The following is a 17,286-nucleotide window of genomic DNA, read 5'->3' as shown; positions in this document are numbered from 1 at the left end:
TAAATATTTTCAAACTTTTTCATAAAATCACTTGAATTTTATATAGTTAGCTCCTTAAATAATAAAAACCTGATTACAGAATAAAAAGCATCCGTAAGCAGGTTTTGTGTAGTCATATACATACTATTACAATCCATCTATTACACTATTATGATAGCACTTCCATTTTTTTGTGTCAATTACAATACTGATTAATGCGTCCTGTTTTTTTACTTTATAACCTAATATTCATAATATAGTTATAAGAATAAAACAGTATAATAAAAATTATGGTATTAAATAGTTCTATCGAACATATAAACAATAATATTCTTGATATTACTTTTTTGAAATACTTGAATACATAAAATAAATTATATATATCGATGATGGATTTATTCCTTCTTGTAATGCAATATAATTCACATATTCATGTTTTTTTTCAAATTCTTCTTGATTATTTGATGAGCCTTGAAGCTCTTTTGTATCTAGTATGCTCTTAACCTGTGTATATAGCATTTTCATTTTACTTAAAGAAATCGAATTTATTTCATATATTATTTCCTCTTTAGTCATTTTTCTTTTAGAAAATTCATTAACAATGTCAACAAAATCATCAATTTCCTTTGGAAAGAAATAATTAAAATTTTTTTTCTTTTTTATAACCTAGACTTTCCCATAAACTTTCAACAGATTTTGATATAAAAATATCTTGTGGAAAATTCTTATCAATATATTCTTTTTCATGTTGAGAATAGTAATAATAAATTACACGTTTAATATTTTTATTATTTCTTATTAAATTAAATATATGATCATCATTATTAGGTGATAAACCATTTATATGTAATTCATCCTTGATATCTTTAAAATTTTCAAAATAATATTCTGATGCTGCTTTAAGTTCAGGATGTTTTATTTTAGTCATAATTATTCTGTAGCTGTTTTCATCACTTACTTTTAAACTATTTAACCAGTTTATATAATTATCATTTTGTAAGTACTCATCTTTATAATTCTTATCATATTCTACTATAAGCTGATGATTTTCTTCCGCTTTTTTTAATTTCAATTTACCACTGTAATTTAATAAAGCCTTACAATAACAGTGTTCATATCCAGGTATTACTACAGTTTTTCCTTCTTTATTTCGTATATACCCATTTACAGTATTTGGATTTTCACTATCAGCAAGAACACTAAAGTCCCCATGTAAATGAAAAACGTTTTTTCCCATTAAATGCTCTATATTATTATCATAATTCAAAGTAAATATTTCATCATAGTCAGCAAAGTAATCTTTTACTTTTTTTGACATACTTTTATATATTTCTTGTAATTTTCCTTCATTATAAATACTATCAAGTATCATGATTTTAAATCCTTGAATTGATAGTTCTTTGTTATCAGATAAACCATCATTTTATAAAAAGAAAGCTTCAACAAGTAAAAACCAATCCTCTGACATAATATTATATGAATATTTTATTTTATTTTTATATCTTTTCTTAAAGTCATTAAAAGCATCCTTTAATTCAATATCATCTGTTAATTTATCGTATTTTCCAGTTTTTATTCCATTAGCAATATTTACGAATCCATTAAAAATATTTATAATATATCTTCTCCAGTAATTGAATTATCAAATAATTTAGCATATCCTCCTATTTTAGCTTTTGACTTTATTCTTTCCAAAATAAAGTAGTTTGAATATGCAGTTCCACCAAATTGTATATTTATTCCATTTCCTATAAGTACATACTTCATAATAACCCTCCATCTATCTTCTTAGATAGTTAATGAAATTATATCATTATTATCAAATTAATTATAGAGCAAGGTATTCAAGAAAAATATTTATTAAATTTTTTCTTTTTTGTTCTTTATTGTAAATTTAAATTATTTATGAGTATATTATTAATTACAAATATAATTATAAAAAAGGAAAGGAATTTATTATTTATGGAATTATTAAGTACTGCAATTAGTTATTTAAATACTTATCTTTTGGAGAAATTTTCCCAAAAAAAATATTCTACTAAGTTATTGGTTATTTTTACAATTACATTTTTATCATTTATGTTATGGCAAATTTATAGTGGCTATTCTAAAGCACTAAAATTAACCAGCATAATAGTCTCTTTGCCTCTGATTTCTCTTATTTCAGAGTTGATCATTCCTACATTTTTATCATTGTTTTTTATTTCTATTATAAAAAATCAAGTAAAAGAAAAGATGACGCAAAATAAAAGACTTTATTATTTTAAGGTTTCATGTTGTCTTCAAGTTTATTTTTATGTTTTATATTTCATCCTAATAAAACTTATTACAAAAATAAAATATAACTTTTGTATGTTTATAAGTATGTTGATATTATTTTTTGTTCTATTGTTGTTTGCTTCTCTATATTTTAAAAATAACTGGATAGCCAAAAATATTGATAAAAAATATGGATTATGTCTTACTTTAGTTCTATATATTCTTTATGGAATTTGTATAATGCTTTTATTTAATGACAAATACTTTGCTATCATAACAAATGTTTATATCTTTGTATTATCTTTCTTTCCCTTTGGAAGCATAGGCTGTATTGATACTGTAAACATTATAAAACAGGCTGATAAAGAAAAACTAAAAGAGATATTTGTATCTCCTGATAGTCCATTTTTTTGTATGTTCACCATTATTGTCGTTACAACTTTTATCTCCTTTTTTTCTATTTTTAATTTTGGAGAACTTGGAGAAAACGCACTTTCTTTTGAAAATACTTATACAAAGATAGAATCGCCTATAAAATTTCAATCTCATAAAGATGCAGATGGTTATCTATTGTTTAAAACAATTAATCAAAAAAATATTGCACTTGCCTATAAAAAATGTGACAAAAAAGGTAACATTTCAAAGAATTCAAAAGGAAACTACATAAAAATACTCAAAGGCTATAAATATATCGATTTAGACAGTCTTGAAGTATCAGAACAAAATTATACTATTAAAGTCAACAAATAAAAGATTAAATGATTTTATATTTACATAATTAAATGTGAAATTACTAAGTGTCTTCACAATTTCATTCATACCAAATCATCATATCTTTATAAAAAAATTGTAATTAGCCACAATAGTGTGGCTAATTACAATCTATTTTTTATTTCATATGTTTTTTTGCAAAATTCCATGTATCTCTACACATTTCATCAATACCTCTAGTAGCAACCCAACCAAGTTCTTTCTTTGCTCTTGAAGGATCAGCATAACATGTAGCAATATCTCCTGGACGTCTATCTTTGATTTCATAATTGATTTTTACACCATTTACTCTTTCAAATGCCTTGACTATATCCAATACGCTGTATCCAACTCCAGTACCTAAATTACAAATATGAACTCCTGGTTCTGAATATTTTTCAATAGCAAGTACATGCCCCTTAGCTAAATCTACAACATGAATATAATCTCTTACGCCTGTTCCATCAGGTGTATCATAATCATCACCAAATACACCTAAGCATGGTAATTCTCCTGTTGCAACTTTCATAATATATGGCATTAAATTATTAGGAATTCCTTTTGGATCTTCTCCAAGTAATCCAGATTCATGTGCTCCAATTGGATTAAAATATCTAAGTAATGTTACTGACATGCTAGTACAAGCATGTTGTACATCTGTTAAAATTCTTTCCATCATTGCCTTTGTTGCTCCATAAGGATTAGTTGTTTCACCTAACTTACAATCTTCTGTAAGTGGGACAACTTCAGGATCACCATATACTGTTGCACTTGATGAGAATACAATATTATTGACACCGTATTTTTTCATCATTTTAGCAACAATTAAAGTTGTTGTTAAATTATTTGTATAATACTCAATTGGTTTTTTTACTGATTCCCCTACTGCTTTAAAAGCTGCACAGTGAATAACAGAATCAATCTTATTTTCTTTAAATACTTGTTCAGTTTTACTTTCATCTAAAATATTGAATTCATAAAATTTTACTTCTTTTCCAGTAATATCTTTAATATAGCCTAATACTTCTGGTTTGGAATTTGAAAAATCATCGATCACTATAACTTCATGACCAGCTTGAATTAATTCAACACAAATATGACTTCCAATATAACCTGTACCACCTGTTACTAATACTTTCATTATTCTCCTACCTCTACTTTCATTGCTCCATATTTTCTAATTTTTAACACATGACATGAATGTTTTCCAAACGCTTCTTCAATTTTCTTTTTATATTCTTGAACATAATTATTTTCAACAAATGCTTGAATTGTACCAGCAAATCCACCCCCATGAACTCTTGATACTCCATGACCTTCTAAAAATAATTCACTTAATCCTAACGCAATTGTGACAGCTTGATTATTAATATCATTATTAGAATAAATGTTTTGTAAATATTTGAAAGAGCTGTCTCCAGAAGATTTAATACATGCTTTGAATGTTTCAAAATCATTATCTTTTAATGCTTTTGTAATTTTTCCAACTCTTTTATCTTCTTCAAAATAATGTAAGGCTCTTGCTACTGCTCTATCACCAATGCTATGTCTGATATTAGAAATTTCTTTAATGAATCCTTCTTCTGAAACCTCTCTTAAGAATTTTTTACCAAAATAAGCTGCAACTTCTTTCATTTCAGATGGAATAGCTGCATAATCAGGTGTTAAATCAGCATGTGATGCATGAACATCTACAATACATAAGCTATATCCATACTGAGAAAAATCATTATCAATTTTTTCTACAACTGGATTAGAATTATCTTTAAAATCAATATGGATTAAACCCCCAACTGCACAAGCACATTGATCCATTAAACCGCATGGCTTACCAAAATATACATTTTCAGCATATTGACCGATTTTAGCAATTTCAACTGAATCGACTTTCATATCATTATATAATCCAGAAAGAATAACACCAATCATTCCTTCATATGCTGCTGACGATGATAAACCAGAACCTGCTAAAACATTACTTGTACTGAATCCTTTAAATCCGCCAATTTTATACCCTAATTCTTTAAATCTATATAAGATACCTCTGATCAATCCTTCAGATGTGTCTTTTTCTTCTTCCTTCATATCTAAATCATTGATATACACTGGATTAGAAGTGTATTTATCTTTTAATAATACTTTTTCTTCATCCTTTGATACTACTGTAATAATGTCTAAATTTATTGCTGTTGCTAAAACTTGACCATGTTGATGATCTGTATGATTTCCACATACTTCACTTCTTCCAGGTACGCTGAAGATTTCTACTTCTTCATCTTTATATAGATTAATGTATTGTTCAATTGCATCTACATATCTTTTCTTTTGAAATTCAATCATTGACTCATCTTGATAGATATCTAAAAATAAACTATCTGCTTTATTATTTTGGATATCATTAATAATTTGGCTTGCTCTTTTCATTATTCTTCTCCTTCAATTGCTTCTTCAATAAATTCTATAAAATATTTTTTACCTTTTTCATCCAATTTGAAAACACCTGCATCTTCTAATACTCTTACAAACACCTTTGTTAATTCATATTGTAATTGATCTTTGACATTGTCTTTTGTCCATTCTTGATTTTTGATTTCTTCAAACCAATCTTTATGCTTTTCTAATGATTCATAATCATTGATGTCAGCTTCATTAATTAAGCATTTTTCTAATAATGTAAGTTCATCTTTTAATCTTGCTGGTAAAACAGCCAATCCCATAACTTCGATTAAACCAATATTTTCCTTTTTAATATGATGTAATTCTTGATGTGGATGGAAAATACCTAATGGATATTCTTCAGTAGTTCTATTATTTCTGAATACTAAATTCATTTCATAATTATCACCTTTTTTTCTGGCAATTGGTGTAATTGTATTATGTCTTGTTCCTTCTGTATGACTAATAATATCAATATCTTCATTAGAGTAATTAATCCATTTATTTAAAATATGTTCAGATAAATGAATGATATGTTCCTTGTTCTTTGAGATTAGTCTTACAGTTGAAAGTGGCCATTGTAAGAAATCGATTTGAATATCTCTATGTGTTATAGTTTTAAAAACTTTGGCACCATCCATTGGAAACTCATAATTTCCACCTTGATAGTGATCATGTGACAGAATCGAACCACCAACAATTGGTAAATCAGCATTTGAACCTAATAAATAGTGTGGAAATTGTTCAACAAATGATAACAGATGTTCAAAAGTTTCCTTATTTACAACCATTGGTTTATGTTCTTTATTAAAAATAATGCAATGTTCATTGTAATAAACATATGGCGAATATTGAAAATAATAGTTATCTCCATTTAATTTTAGTGGAATAATTCTATGATTTTGTCTAGCAGGATGATTTACATTACCAGCAAATCCTACATTTTCTTTACATAGTAAACATTTTGGATAATTGCTAGATTTTTGATTTTTTGCCAAAGCAATTGCTTTTGGGTCTTTTTCTGGCTTCGATAGATTAATGGTGATTTCTATATCGCCATACTTATAGAATTTTTTAAATCTGATATTTTTATCGGTTCTGTTTTTTCTTATGTAATTTGAAGCTACCGATAAATCATAAAAGTAATCTGTAGCATCTTTGCTAGATACTTCTTTTAGATTATTGAATTGATTAATAACTTCACTTGGACGTGGCATTATACAGTTCATTAATTTTGTATCAAATAAATCTTTAAATACTACTGAATCTTCTACAAGTCCTTTTTTAACAGCATAAGATAAAATATTTTCAATTATATCGTTTGCTGTTTCTAATTTTTCATCAATATCTTCTTTTTCAAAAGTATCAAGTTTAAGTAAATCTACTAATAAGTTTGCTGAATAATCTATGTCATCTTCATAAATCATTCCATTTTGTAATCCATAGTTTAACAATCTGTTGATTTCGTGGTTCATTTTCTTCTCCTCTTTTCACGAATATAATAAACCTTTTTAGTAAACTTTACAATATAATTTAGTAAATTATTTAAAATAGCTTTACTTAAATTTAGTAAACATTTACTAATTAGAAATAAAAAAAGATACTAGAATAATTTTCTAGTACCTATTACTTACATGAGTTTCTAATTTTCAACTGACATGGTAACTGAATTCTTCGAGGATAATGTATATCATCTCCTGTAATCATATGATGAAGAACAGATGCACCTATTTCTCCCATTTCAAAAGACGGTGCATAAACGGTTGATAATGTAGGTCTTGTAAAATTACATGCTTCAACATCATTAAATCCAATAATTGATACATCTTCCGGCACTTTAATTTCTGCATCGAGAAGTGCTTGCATTGCTCCCATTGCAATCGGATCATTAATACAAAAGATTGTAGATGGAACTCTTCCCTCTGAAATAATATGGTTGATAATAGAATATCCAGCATCTCCTGTCATATCATGCTCAGTTGGGAAAATTTCATAATCTATGTCAAAAGATTCGCAATATTTAATAAAACTTTTTTTCTGGTTGTAGCTTGTAAAGATATTTCATTGTATTCATTTCTTCCTATAAAGCCAATTTTATTATGACCTTTTGAATGAAAATATTGAACAACCTTGTACATTGCATCATCAAAGTCTAACGACACACCAGTCTGCGTTATTGGTGACAAATCCATATCCAGTAAAATAATATTGTTAGATATTTCATTGAAGTAATCTAGATGCTCTCTTTCAAATTTACCTATACAGATAATACCATCAACATTTTCTAATGATTCTTTTATACCCAGATCATCATATCTAACCTTTGTAGAAATAATTTTTTTCTTTTTCAAATACTTTTCAACTCCCTGTAAAACAGATAAGTAATAAGTGTCTCTAATTTCCTGTTCAAAAGTATAGCACTGTATAACACGCTGAATGCCTATTCAGTTCTGGTATCACTACGGGCAGGCTGTTTCGTTTTCAAGGTTCGTGTAAGAAGTAAAAAAAGATTCTTACACTAAACGAAATGCTCAGAGGGCTTTTTATAGCCCCCTTACTGCATCTTTTTTGATTTCGTGTCATCTTTTTAAAGTTCCTTACACAATCTCTGTACTGACGAAACAAAATACGGACATGTTTTGAAATTGTTTTTTACAAAATACAATTTTGGTCTTTAAGATAAAAAAATAAGCCTCAAGAGACTTTTTAATCATTTTGGAGCTCCAACTCTTTAAAATTGATTGATTAAGAAGTCTCTTCAAACTTACTACACCCTTCACTCGTAAATATATTTGAAACCATTCCCTCTACCTTCATCTCCATGGAATTACGATTTCCAATTATGAGACCATTCTCGATTTCGAACTGTTCAAACATTGCTTATGATGAGTAAACATCATATAAACATTAGATCCTTCAGTACTGTGTGTCCTACCTACTACGACCTAAGCTGACTTCTTGTGACAACCCTTTTTTCGACCAACGGTACCATTACTGTTTTTAAAGTTTACTGGAATTCGTTGTTCACAAGACCTCCCGGGGTAATTCAATAATCCTCTAACTTTCACAACATCTTGATTTACTGTCTTGGTTTTACGTTTACCTTTTGGACTTCGACTTGGTATGCAGTCTTATCCACCATTTAGCCTTATATCAAGTTTCTGTTCGTACGCTCAAAAGAATCACTACACCACTTCCTCCATCCTTGCCATCACTGACAACAACTTGTGGTTCATTACACTTGGCGGTAAATACCTGTTGTTGGTTTATCTCCAACTGGATTAGTGCCATGCCTGGCACAAAATGAAAAAGTGACTATAAAATGCAGTCACTTTTTTGCTCTTAATACTATACAATTACTTTAGAAAATACAATTAAATTGTCCAAAAGATTCAAACATTCACAAAGACTATACGTAAACGTTAAATAAAAGTTCAATTAGCAAAAAAACGTTGAATTTATCAACGTTTTTTCTGCACACTTATTCGACACCAATAATAAATGAATAAACAGGTTGTTTTCCTTCGATAATATCTACTTCTGCATCAAAGTTATCTTCAATGTAGCTTTCGATTTCTTCTACTTCTTCATCAACAACATCTTCACCAACAAGTAAAGTAATTAATTCAGAATCTTCATCTACTAGTTTTTCTAAACATACTTTTAAAGCATCTAATTTATTTGGTTTACATGCAACGATATCTTTTTCGACTAAAGCCATGTAGTCATTTGCTTTAATTTCAACACCATCGATGTTTGTATCTTTAATCGCAAATGTTACTTGTCCAGTTTTAACATTAGCATCAGCATCTTCCATTTCAGCAATATTATCTTCTAATGAAACTTCTGGATTATACATAACACATGCTGATAATCCTTGAGGAATTGTTTTTGTTGGAATAACAATAACATTGACTTCTCCTTCTAAGATTGTAGCTGTTTGTTGAGCAGTCATTACAATATTAGAGTTATTTGGTAAGATAATAACATTTTTAGCGTTTACTTCTTTAACAGCTGCAACCATATCTTCAGTAGATGGATTCATTGTTTGTCCACCACTTACAACATAATCACAATGTAATTCTAAGAATGCATCTTCTACACCTTGTCCAGCACAAACAGAAATAATAGCTGTTTCTTTAGCTTCGCGTTTTTGAGGTTTGCTATCATCAACACCTACAATACTTCCTTGACTTGCTGCAGCATTTTGTAAGTTATTTGCTTGTTCTTGCATATTTTCAATTTTTAACTTCACAAATTCACCAAATCTTTGTGCTAAGTTTAAAGCTTCACCTGGTTTTAATGTATGTACGTGTACTTTAACGATATCTTCATCTTGTACAACGACAATACTGTTTCCTGGAATTCTTTCTAATTCTTTCTTTAATTGGTTTTCTGAGAATTTATCAATTAATGAAGGTTCAAGACGAACAATAAATTCTGTACAGTATCCATATCCTTCTTCACCAGATTCTAATTCAGTTCCTGCATTTACTTGACCTTCTGATTTAATATCAACAAAATCAACACGGTCTCCTGTTAAAGCAGCCATAAATCCAGTTAAAACTAATAATAAACCTGCTCCACCACTATCAACAACACCTACTTCTTTTAATACTGGAAGTAATTCAGGTGTTCTTTCTAATGAATTTTCTGCTTCTTTTACAAAATAAGAGAAAACATCTTCAATTTCCATACCTGGTTGAGTATATTCAACGATCTTTTCACTTGCTTCTCTAATAACAGTTAAAATAGTTCCTTCAACAGGTCTCATAACAGCTTTATAAGCAACTTCTGCCCCACTTTTCCAAGCATTGGCAAAAGCAACAGCATCAACGCTTTCATGACCTTCTAATCCCATTGCAAATCCTCTAAAGATTTGTGATAAGATAACACCTGAGTTACCACGTGCTCCCATCAATAAACCTTTAGATAATTTTTTAGCAATATCATAAATATTGTCACTATCCATATCTTTGATTTCTGCTGCTCCAGCATTAAAAGTCATAGACATGTTTGTTCCAGTATCCCCATCAGGTACAGGGAATACGTTTAAAGCATCTATTTCAGGATGATTATTATGAAGAGTATTCGCACCACATAAAACCATCTCTTTAAATAGCTTTCCTGTAAGTATTTGCATATTTTTCCTCCACTAATCGATATTACGAAGTCCTTGAACATAAACATTAACTGCCTCAACTTTGACATCTAATGTTGATTCAACAACGTATTTCACTTTCTTTTGAACTTCAACTAAAATTTCATTAATTTTAATTCCATATCCTAAAATGATATATAAATCTAAAATTAAACCAGTTTCTCCATCACTCGCAATAATTCCTTTAGAATAATTTTCTTTCTTTAATAATTCATAAAATCCATCTTTTAATTTCTTTTGGCTAGCCATACCTACTACACCATAACATTCAGTAGCAGCTCCACCAGCTACAGTAGAAACTACATCTAAAGAAATATTTACTGATCCTAAATTTGTATTTTTTTCAATCATCAAGTTATCCTCCTTAAAATGATTTCATGTTCAAACATTATTATACCTTAAAAATATAATATTTACAAATTATAATCACTCTTTTAGTATCTTTCCAACCACAAGCCATCATATCACATATTATTAAAAAAAAATACAAATTAACTCATTTTTATCATTATATAAAGTATTTATAATCACAAATATTGATAAAAAAAGCTTTTTTGTAAAAAAATGTTTGCATTATACTATAAATAATGTTAATATAACACAGTACGTAGAACAACTACTAAAGGAGGGAAAGAACATGTCAAGAAAATGCCAAATCAGTGGTAGAGGTCCATTATCAGGAAACACTCGTTCTCATGCGTTAAACTCAAGTAGAAGAAAATGGAATGTTAACTTACAAAAAGCTACTATTTTAGTAGATGGTAAACCTACAAAAGTTAGAATTTCTGCTAAAGAGTTAAGAACATTAAGAAAAGCTGGATAATAGATGAAGACAGTACATAGTACTGTTTTTTTGTTTATAAACAACTTATTAAAAAACAAAACACCTGTAGAAAGTATAAACAATACAACAAAAGCAAAATTTTATTTTCAAAAAAAAAGACATCGATCATTACCTTAAAAGCAATAAATCCGATGTCTTTTATCTTTAACTCCAAATTGACTATAAAAGTCTATAACACATTTTATTAAATCATAAATCACTATATAGCCATACATTTATATGTGTTATATAGCTTTTATTATTTAATCTTCTTTATTTCTTCTTTGAAGTGCAATATAACCCCCAGCTGTTGCCATAAGTAAAATATATGGTACAACTGACATATCATCACCAGTTTTTATATGAGAGTTATTTTTTGTTGATGATGTTTTATTGTCATCTTCTTTTTTAATACTTGTTTGTATTTGATCATTTGGTTTTTGATTTGGTTGATCATTATTTCCAGTTTGAGAAACTGTTTTTAAATTCTTAATGGCATCTTGTAGAGATGCTAAAGCTTGATCAACTTCATCTTGAGTTGTATTTTCATTTTGTAAAACATCTTTTGCATGATCTAATGCTTCTTTAAATGCTTTCCATGAATCTACCGTATAATCTTTTTCAACAAAATCATTAGTTGTTTCAATAACATTTGATAATTCTTTTTTATCTACTATTACAGGAGCATCAATTAATCCTTTAATAGCCTTATCTAAATCATCATAAGCCTTATCAACTTGTTCTTGAGTAGCATTATCATCAGCCACTACCTTATTAGCTTCATCTAGTGCATCTTTTAATACTTTCCATGATTCAAGAGTATAATCTTTTTCAACTAATTCTTTAGTTGTTTCCATAATTTTTAATAACTCTGTTTTATCCGCTGCTATAGGAGCATCAATTAATCCTTTAATAGCCTTATCTAAATCATCATAAGCCTTATCAACTTGTTCTTGAGTGGCAGTTTTATTTTCTAAAACTTTTAATGCCTTATTATAAGAAATTTTTAAATCATTCCATGAATCTACTGTATAATCAGCTTCGTTTAATTTTTGTACTTCTTCTATTAATCTTGATAAATCAGTAGTATCAGCTGCATTTTTTAATGCATCGATAGCATTTCTTAAATTTGTTTCTACAGTTGTAGTATCAGTAGTACCTTTAACATATTCCTTTTGACCAGCGATTAAAGCATCAACCATATTAGACACTAAAACGGAAGACTTACCGCTTATATCTAATTCTTCAGCTTCATTAATCATATCTCTTAAAGTGTTATCTTCTTGTGGTTGTTCATAAGCAAATTTTACTTCAGAAACTTGATACCAATAACCTGGTTTAGCTACAGTTAAACGGACTCTGACATATTTTACTGCTGTTTTTTCAAATGTTGCTGTGTAATCTAAATCATTTTCCGTAATTGATCCAACTTTAGTCCATGTTTCACCATCTAATGAAACTTCAATATCTGCACCTTTTAAAGCATCAGCACCTACATTAGAAGGTTGAATAACTTGAACACTTGTCATGTTGACAGCTGTAGGAAAAGTAAATTTAAATTCTTTATCCGCTGCTTGTTCTTGTCCAAACCAGCACTTAGTATTCAAATCGTTATCTAACATTTTTTCATAACTATATTCTTTAGTTGGATACCATTGATTCTTTTCGTAATAGTTATCTGTAGCGGTAATTGTTGGAATGTTTCCATCAGGTTTTACTAAGTTTGATTTAGCAGTTTTAATTGCTTCATAAGCTCCTTTAGCAGTCTCAGCATTTAAAGTATCGCTAGATAATAATGCTTTACCAGCATCTACAGCTTGTTTATATGCTTCATATCCACCAACATAATCATCTTGTTTTAGTGGATATGTACTTTGTACATATAATGAATAATATTCTATTTTAACTGCTTTTGCTTTAGCTTCGATAAGTTCATCATATACTTCATCTACTTCTGCCTGTGTTGCATCAGTTTTATCATTAATAGCTTTAGCAGCTATTAATGCTGTTTTATATTCACTAAATGTTTCATTGATATAATCTTTTTCTTTTAATGCATTTGTTACTTCATTATTTAAAGCTGCTTTATCTGTATATAATTCATAAGTAAATACATAAACAGCACCTTCTTTAGTATAAGTACCAGTAATTGGTTTATTATCAATTACACGATATCCATAAATAGGATCTGCACTAAATTCAAATTTTTCACCAACTGTTCCGTATTTAATTACTTCGTGTTTTAATTCTTGATTGTTTTCATCTACGAAACGAATAGTAATTTTACCTAAATCACCCGCTGTTAAGAATTCCCCAACATCTGGTAATGTAGATCCTTTTTCAAATCCAGCAACATTACCTAATTTAGTATAATTTTCTTGGAAACTATCAAAATCAGTAATTGAATTACTACTTGTATTCCATGATTTAGAAGCTAATGCACGTAACTCATCAGCAATATCTTCAGTAATTACATCTTCACTACATAAATTTGGATTATCACACCAAATTGCCAATGAAGCACCCTTGATAAAATCAGAACCATCATTTACAGCTGGATTTCCTTGGAATTTTCCAGGTGACCATTCATTATAGATTTTACGATCTGCATTTAAGTTATCAAATGAATGTTGTTCTCTGCCATCTGTAGGTTTACTATTACGTAATACATAATAGAAAAAGCTTGCATTGATATTGTAAATTGTATCATGGCCTTTATTAATGAATGTTTGTAAATTTGCAATACTTGAATTCCATGACATTTGTGACCAGAAATCAATTCCAATATAGTCATGCATTTTTATTTTTTGTGCACCTTCATAAGAATTTTCACCATAATAAACACCATCATTCCAAATTCTTGGTGTAAATCCACGATTATGTACATATTCTGCTAAATCATTGATATATCCAGCAATTACATCTTTCCAAATATATCCTTGACCATATTTTTTAACTGCATATGAATTTAATACACTCTTATATTCTGTAGTAAATGGTGCACGGTCAAACTCCATATACTCATCGCCACCAATATGGAAATCAGTACATCCTTCAAATAGATCCATATATTCATCATATAAACTACGAATATATGCAATAGCTTCAGGATTAGTAACATCTAAACCAGATTTATAATGATTTCCACTAGTATTAACTTGCCCATATTCTGGATGAGCTTTTAAAATTTGATCAACATGACCTGGACTATCAAATGATGGAATAACATTAATACCATATTTTTTAGCTTCTGCTAATATTTCTCTCACTTCTGTCTTTGTTAAATATTGATCAGAAACGATAGATGGATCTGTTTCACATTCAATTCTAAATCCCATATTTTCAGAAAAATGAATTTGAAGAGCATTCATTTTCATATATGACATTTCTCTAATTTGACGAATAAACCAATCTTTAGAAATATATTTTCTAGCACAATCGACATGTACTCTGCGTTCTGCAACATTTGGATAATCTACGATTTCACCGTAAACTAATCCATCGTTAGTAATAATCAAATTTTGGATTGTTCTTAATCCGTGCATAATAGCATTTTCACTAGCACCAGTTAAACGAACTCCATTTTCTCCAATAGTGATTTTATATGCTTCTTTACTATTAGAGCTACTAGTAATTGAACTTGTTTGATCAATATCAATCAAAATATCTCCATAACTCACATCTTTTTCTTGAGCATAAACCATTGCTAACGGAGATGAAATAATTTCTTTTTCAACAAATTCTGAATTTACTAATTTTACCACTTCTTGTAATCTTGCATTTTCGATATTAGTTTGATTTGCTAAAACAGCTAATCGACTATCGTCAGTCATTTTCCAAACTTTATGGCTACTATCTGCTTTGTAAGATTGAAGAATAGGATTTGTTAATGCTTGTAATTGTTGATCTGTAAGGTTTGAAATACTGTCGCTAGATGTTGTTGCAACATTGCCTTTAGCTAAAACTGCCTGAAAACCGACTGCTTGACAAATAATAGCAACTACCAAAAGTGCCGGTAAAACTACTTTAAGAAACTTATTCTTCGATACTTTTCCTTTCATTTTCTACTCACTTTAAATTAATAAATTAATACATATACTAGTTTTTATTAATGATGTAAATTAGGTATATAAAACCAAAAACCTTATCTAAAACTTTAATTTATGCTAATTATTATCAATTGTTTTATCAATAACAGAATATTAGTAAATTATTATAATAGAATAGTAATTCTGCTATATTTGTGAATGCCTATTTAAGCGAGTCATAAAACTATAAATAATACCCCTTAACATCAACATTAATCATTCACCAGTATTTTACGTATTATTTAAGTACTAATTTAACCCCTTTCCTAATTTTCTTTTTAAACTGCAAACATCCGTTTAAGCGCTTACATTTCTCGCTAAAAAAAGTGGTTAGGTTTAAATAAAATGACCGTATTTTTTTATAAAAACCTAACATCACATTCACTTCTATAAGAATCATATCATGATATAAATATATATTCAATAATATTTAACATATTATCCCGCTTTTTGTGATTTTTTTAACAATTAATAAAAAACATAACAAACTACTACAATTACAAAAAATTTTTTATCCATTAATAAACGCTTAAAAACTGTATTCATCCCAAAAATCCAGTTATCAATACAACTATAAAAGCCAAAAAAGTGAGATGAAACTGAACTCACCCCACTATATTTACTCGCTATTCTATCTTTTAAATCCTTTCTTAAATGATTCAAAGATAGATTCTTTTTTACTTAATTTTTGTAATTGTTCATACAATGATTTTTCTTTACTAGAAAGTTTTGTAGGAATTTTAACTTCAACCTTAACCATTTGATCTCCGTATCCATTTCCTCTTAAATCTTTAACACCTTTACCTTTTAATCTTAAAGTTGTTCCAGATTGTGTTCCTGCAGGAATTTTAACTTTCACGTCACCTTGTACTGTTGGTACATCTACCTCACATCCTAAAGTTGCATCAACTGAACTAATAGGAATTGTAACATAAATATTACGTCCTTCACGAATAAAGTGTGTATTGTTTCTTACACGGATTTCTACAAATAAGTCACCATTAGATCCACCATTAGATCCTCTTCCACCTTTACCAGCAACACGTAATTGTTGACCATCATTGATACCAGCAGGGATATCTAATTGAACAGTAACTGTTTTTGTAATATATCCTTTACCATGACAGTCAGGACATTTAACTTTAATTTCTTTACCGGTACCATTACAATGTGGACATGTTGTTTGTGTTACAAATGTACCAAATGGAGATTGTTGTTGTTTAGAAACAGTTCCTGTACCATTACAATGCGAACATGTTTGTACATCGTTTGGTGTTTTTGCACCACTACCATGACAATGAGGACATTCTGCATCATAAGTTACTTTAATATCTTTTTTAACACCATTGATTGCATCCATGAAATCAATTTCTAGACGCATTAAATGATCATCACCACGACGTGGTCCATTTTGTCTTTGACGACGACTTCCCCCGCCACCAAAGAATGATCCAAAAATATCTCCTAAATCGACATCTTCAAAACCAAATCCACCAAAGCCACCGGCTCCAGCACCACCTGCACCTTGTTCAAAGGCTGCATGTCCATAACGATCATAAGCCGCTCTTTTATTATCATCAGATAAAACTTCGTAAGCTTCTTGAACTTCTTTAAATTTTTCTTCTGCATCAGGTTCTTTACAGATATCGGGATGATATTGTTTTGCTTTTTTACGGTATGCACGTTTTATTTCATCAGCGTTTGCTGTTTTTGAAATCCCTAAGACTTCATAAAAATCTCTTTTACTTGCCATAAAATCATCCTTTCTATAATACTTTTAAAAAACCAAG

14 protein-coding genes are annotated in these 17,286 nt (G+C 28.9%); 2 read left to right on the top strand and 12 right to left on the bottom strand.

Features of this window, described 5'->3' with window-relative positions:
• Window positions 1-318: 318 nt before the first annotated feature.
• The 3 genes from HUU89_RS08915 to HUU89_RS08905 all read right to left on the bottom strand — a co-directional run bounded on the left by HUU89_RS08915 (window position 319) and on the right by HUU89_RS08905 (window position 1,746).
• On the bottom strand, window positions 319-555 hold the full coding sequence (locus HUU89_RS08915) for a hypothetical protein (RefSeq protein WP_175301567.1): 237 nt from the start codon (window positions 553-555) through the stop codon (window positions 319-321).
• Window positions 556-619: 64 nt separating this feature from the next.
• Window positions 620-1,297, bottom strand: coding sequence for a hypothetical protein (locus HUU89_RS08910; protein ID WP_175301566.1), 678 nt, complete (start codon window positions 1,295-1,297; stop codon window positions 620-622).
• Between the two features lie 293 nt (window positions 1,298-1,590).
• Window positions 1,591-1,746, bottom strand: a complete 156-nt coding sequence (locus HUU89_RS08905; protein WP_175301565.1) for a hypothetical protein — start codon at window positions 1,744-1,746, stop codon at window positions 1,591-1,593.
• Between the two features lie 195 nt (window positions 1,747-1,941).
• On the opposite strand from HUU89_RS08905, the gene HUU89_RS08900 reads away from it, so the two are divergent.
• Complete coding sequence (locus HUU89_RS08900) at window positions 1,942-2,988, top strand: hypothetical protein (RefSeq protein ID WP_147579940.1); 1,047 nt, start codon at window positions 1,942-1,944, stop codon at window positions 2,986-2,988.
• Between the two features lie 139 nt (window positions 2,989-3,127).
• Here HUU89_RS08900 and galE read toward each other — a convergent pair whose 3' ends face one another.
• From galE to HUU89_RS08865, 7 genes are all read right to left on the bottom strand, one after another.
• The gene (gene galE, locus HUU89_RS08895; RefSeq protein WP_147579941.1) at window positions 3,128-4,129 is read right to left on the bottom strand and encodes a UDP-glucose 4-epimerase GalE; all 1,002 of its coding nucleotides are present in this window, start codon (window positions 4,127-4,129) and stop codon (window positions 3,128-3,130) included.
• Window positions 4,129-5,412 (bottom strand): galactokinase, encoded by a 1,284-nt coding sequence (locus tag HUU89_RS08890; protein ID WP_175301564.1) that lies wholly within the window; start codon window positions 5,410-5,412, stop codon window positions 4,129-4,131. The genes galE and HUU89_RS08890 overlap by 1 nt, the downstream gene beginning before the upstream one ends.
• Entirely contained in the window at window positions 5,412-6,899 is a 1,488-nt protein-coding gene (locus HUU89_RS08885) for a UDP-glucose--hexose-1-phosphate uridylyltransferase (protein ID WP_175301563.1), read from the bottom strand. The genes HUU89_RS08890 and HUU89_RS08885 overlap by 1 nt, the downstream gene beginning before the upstream one ends.
• Before the next feature lie 151 nt (window positions 6,900-7,050).
• Window positions 7,051-7,413, bottom strand: coding sequence for a substrate-binding domain-containing protein (locus HUU89_RS08880; RefSeq protein ID WP_256187412.1), 363 nt, complete (start codon window positions 7,411-7,413; stop codon window positions 7,051-7,053).
• Window positions 7,414-7,421: 8 nt separating this feature from the next.
• A complete protein-coding gene (locus HUU89_RS08875; protein ID WP_175301562.1) occupies window positions 7,422-7,775 on the bottom strand; it encodes a hypothetical protein in 354 nt (117 codons plus the stop codon).
• Window positions 7,776-8,905: 1,130 nt separating this feature from the next.
• Window positions 8,906-10,567, bottom strand: coding sequence for a DAK2 domain-containing protein (locus HUU89_RS08870; protein WP_175301561.1), 1,662 nt, complete (start codon window positions 10,565-10,567; stop codon window positions 8,906-8,908).
• A gap of 12 nt (window positions 10,568-10,579) precedes the next feature.
• Window positions 10,580-10,936, bottom strand: coding sequence for an Asp23/Gls24 family envelope stress response protein (locus HUU89_RS08865; RefSeq protein WP_022002208.1), 357 nt, complete (start codon window positions 10,934-10,936; stop codon window positions 10,580-10,582).
• Between the two features lie 286 nt (window positions 10,937-11,222).
• Between HUU89_RS08865 and rpmB the strand changes: the two genes are divergently transcribed.
• Window positions 11,223-11,408, top strand: a complete 186-nt coding sequence (rpmB, locus tag HUU89_RS08860; RefSeq protein WP_022002209.1) for a 50S ribosomal protein L28 — start codon at window positions 11,223-11,225, stop codon at window positions 11,406-11,408.
• A 263-nt stretch (window positions 11,409-11,671) separates the two neighbouring features.
• Here rpmB and HUU89_RS08855 read toward each other — a convergent pair whose 3' ends face one another.
• Together HUU89_RS08855 and dnaJ are read right to left on the bottom strand one after the other, a co-directional pair.
• Entirely contained in the window at window positions 11,672-15,469 is a 3,798-nt protein-coding gene (locus HUU89_RS08855; protein ID WP_175301560.1) for a family 20 glycosylhydrolase, read from the bottom strand.
• A gap of 658 nt (window positions 15,470-16,127) precedes the next feature.
• Window positions 16,128-17,249 carry a molecular chaperone DnaJ gene (gene dnaJ, locus HUU89_RS08850; protein WP_022002211.1) on the bottom strand — a complete coding sequence of 374 codons (1,122 nt, stop codon included), beginning with the start codon at window positions 17,247-17,249 and terminating at the stop codon, window positions 16,128-16,130.
• Window positions 17,250-17,286 lie beyond the last annotated feature (37 nt).

Origin of the sequence: Faecalibacillus sp. H12 (assembly GCF_013361255.1) — a bacterium.
GTDB lineage: Bacteria > Bacillota_I > Bacilli_A > Erysipelotrichales > Coprobacillaceae > Faecalibacillus > Faecalibacillus intestinalis.
The sequence above is the reverse complement of the archived record's forward strand: the minus strand, read 5'-3'. Positions and strand labels throughout refer to the sequence as shown.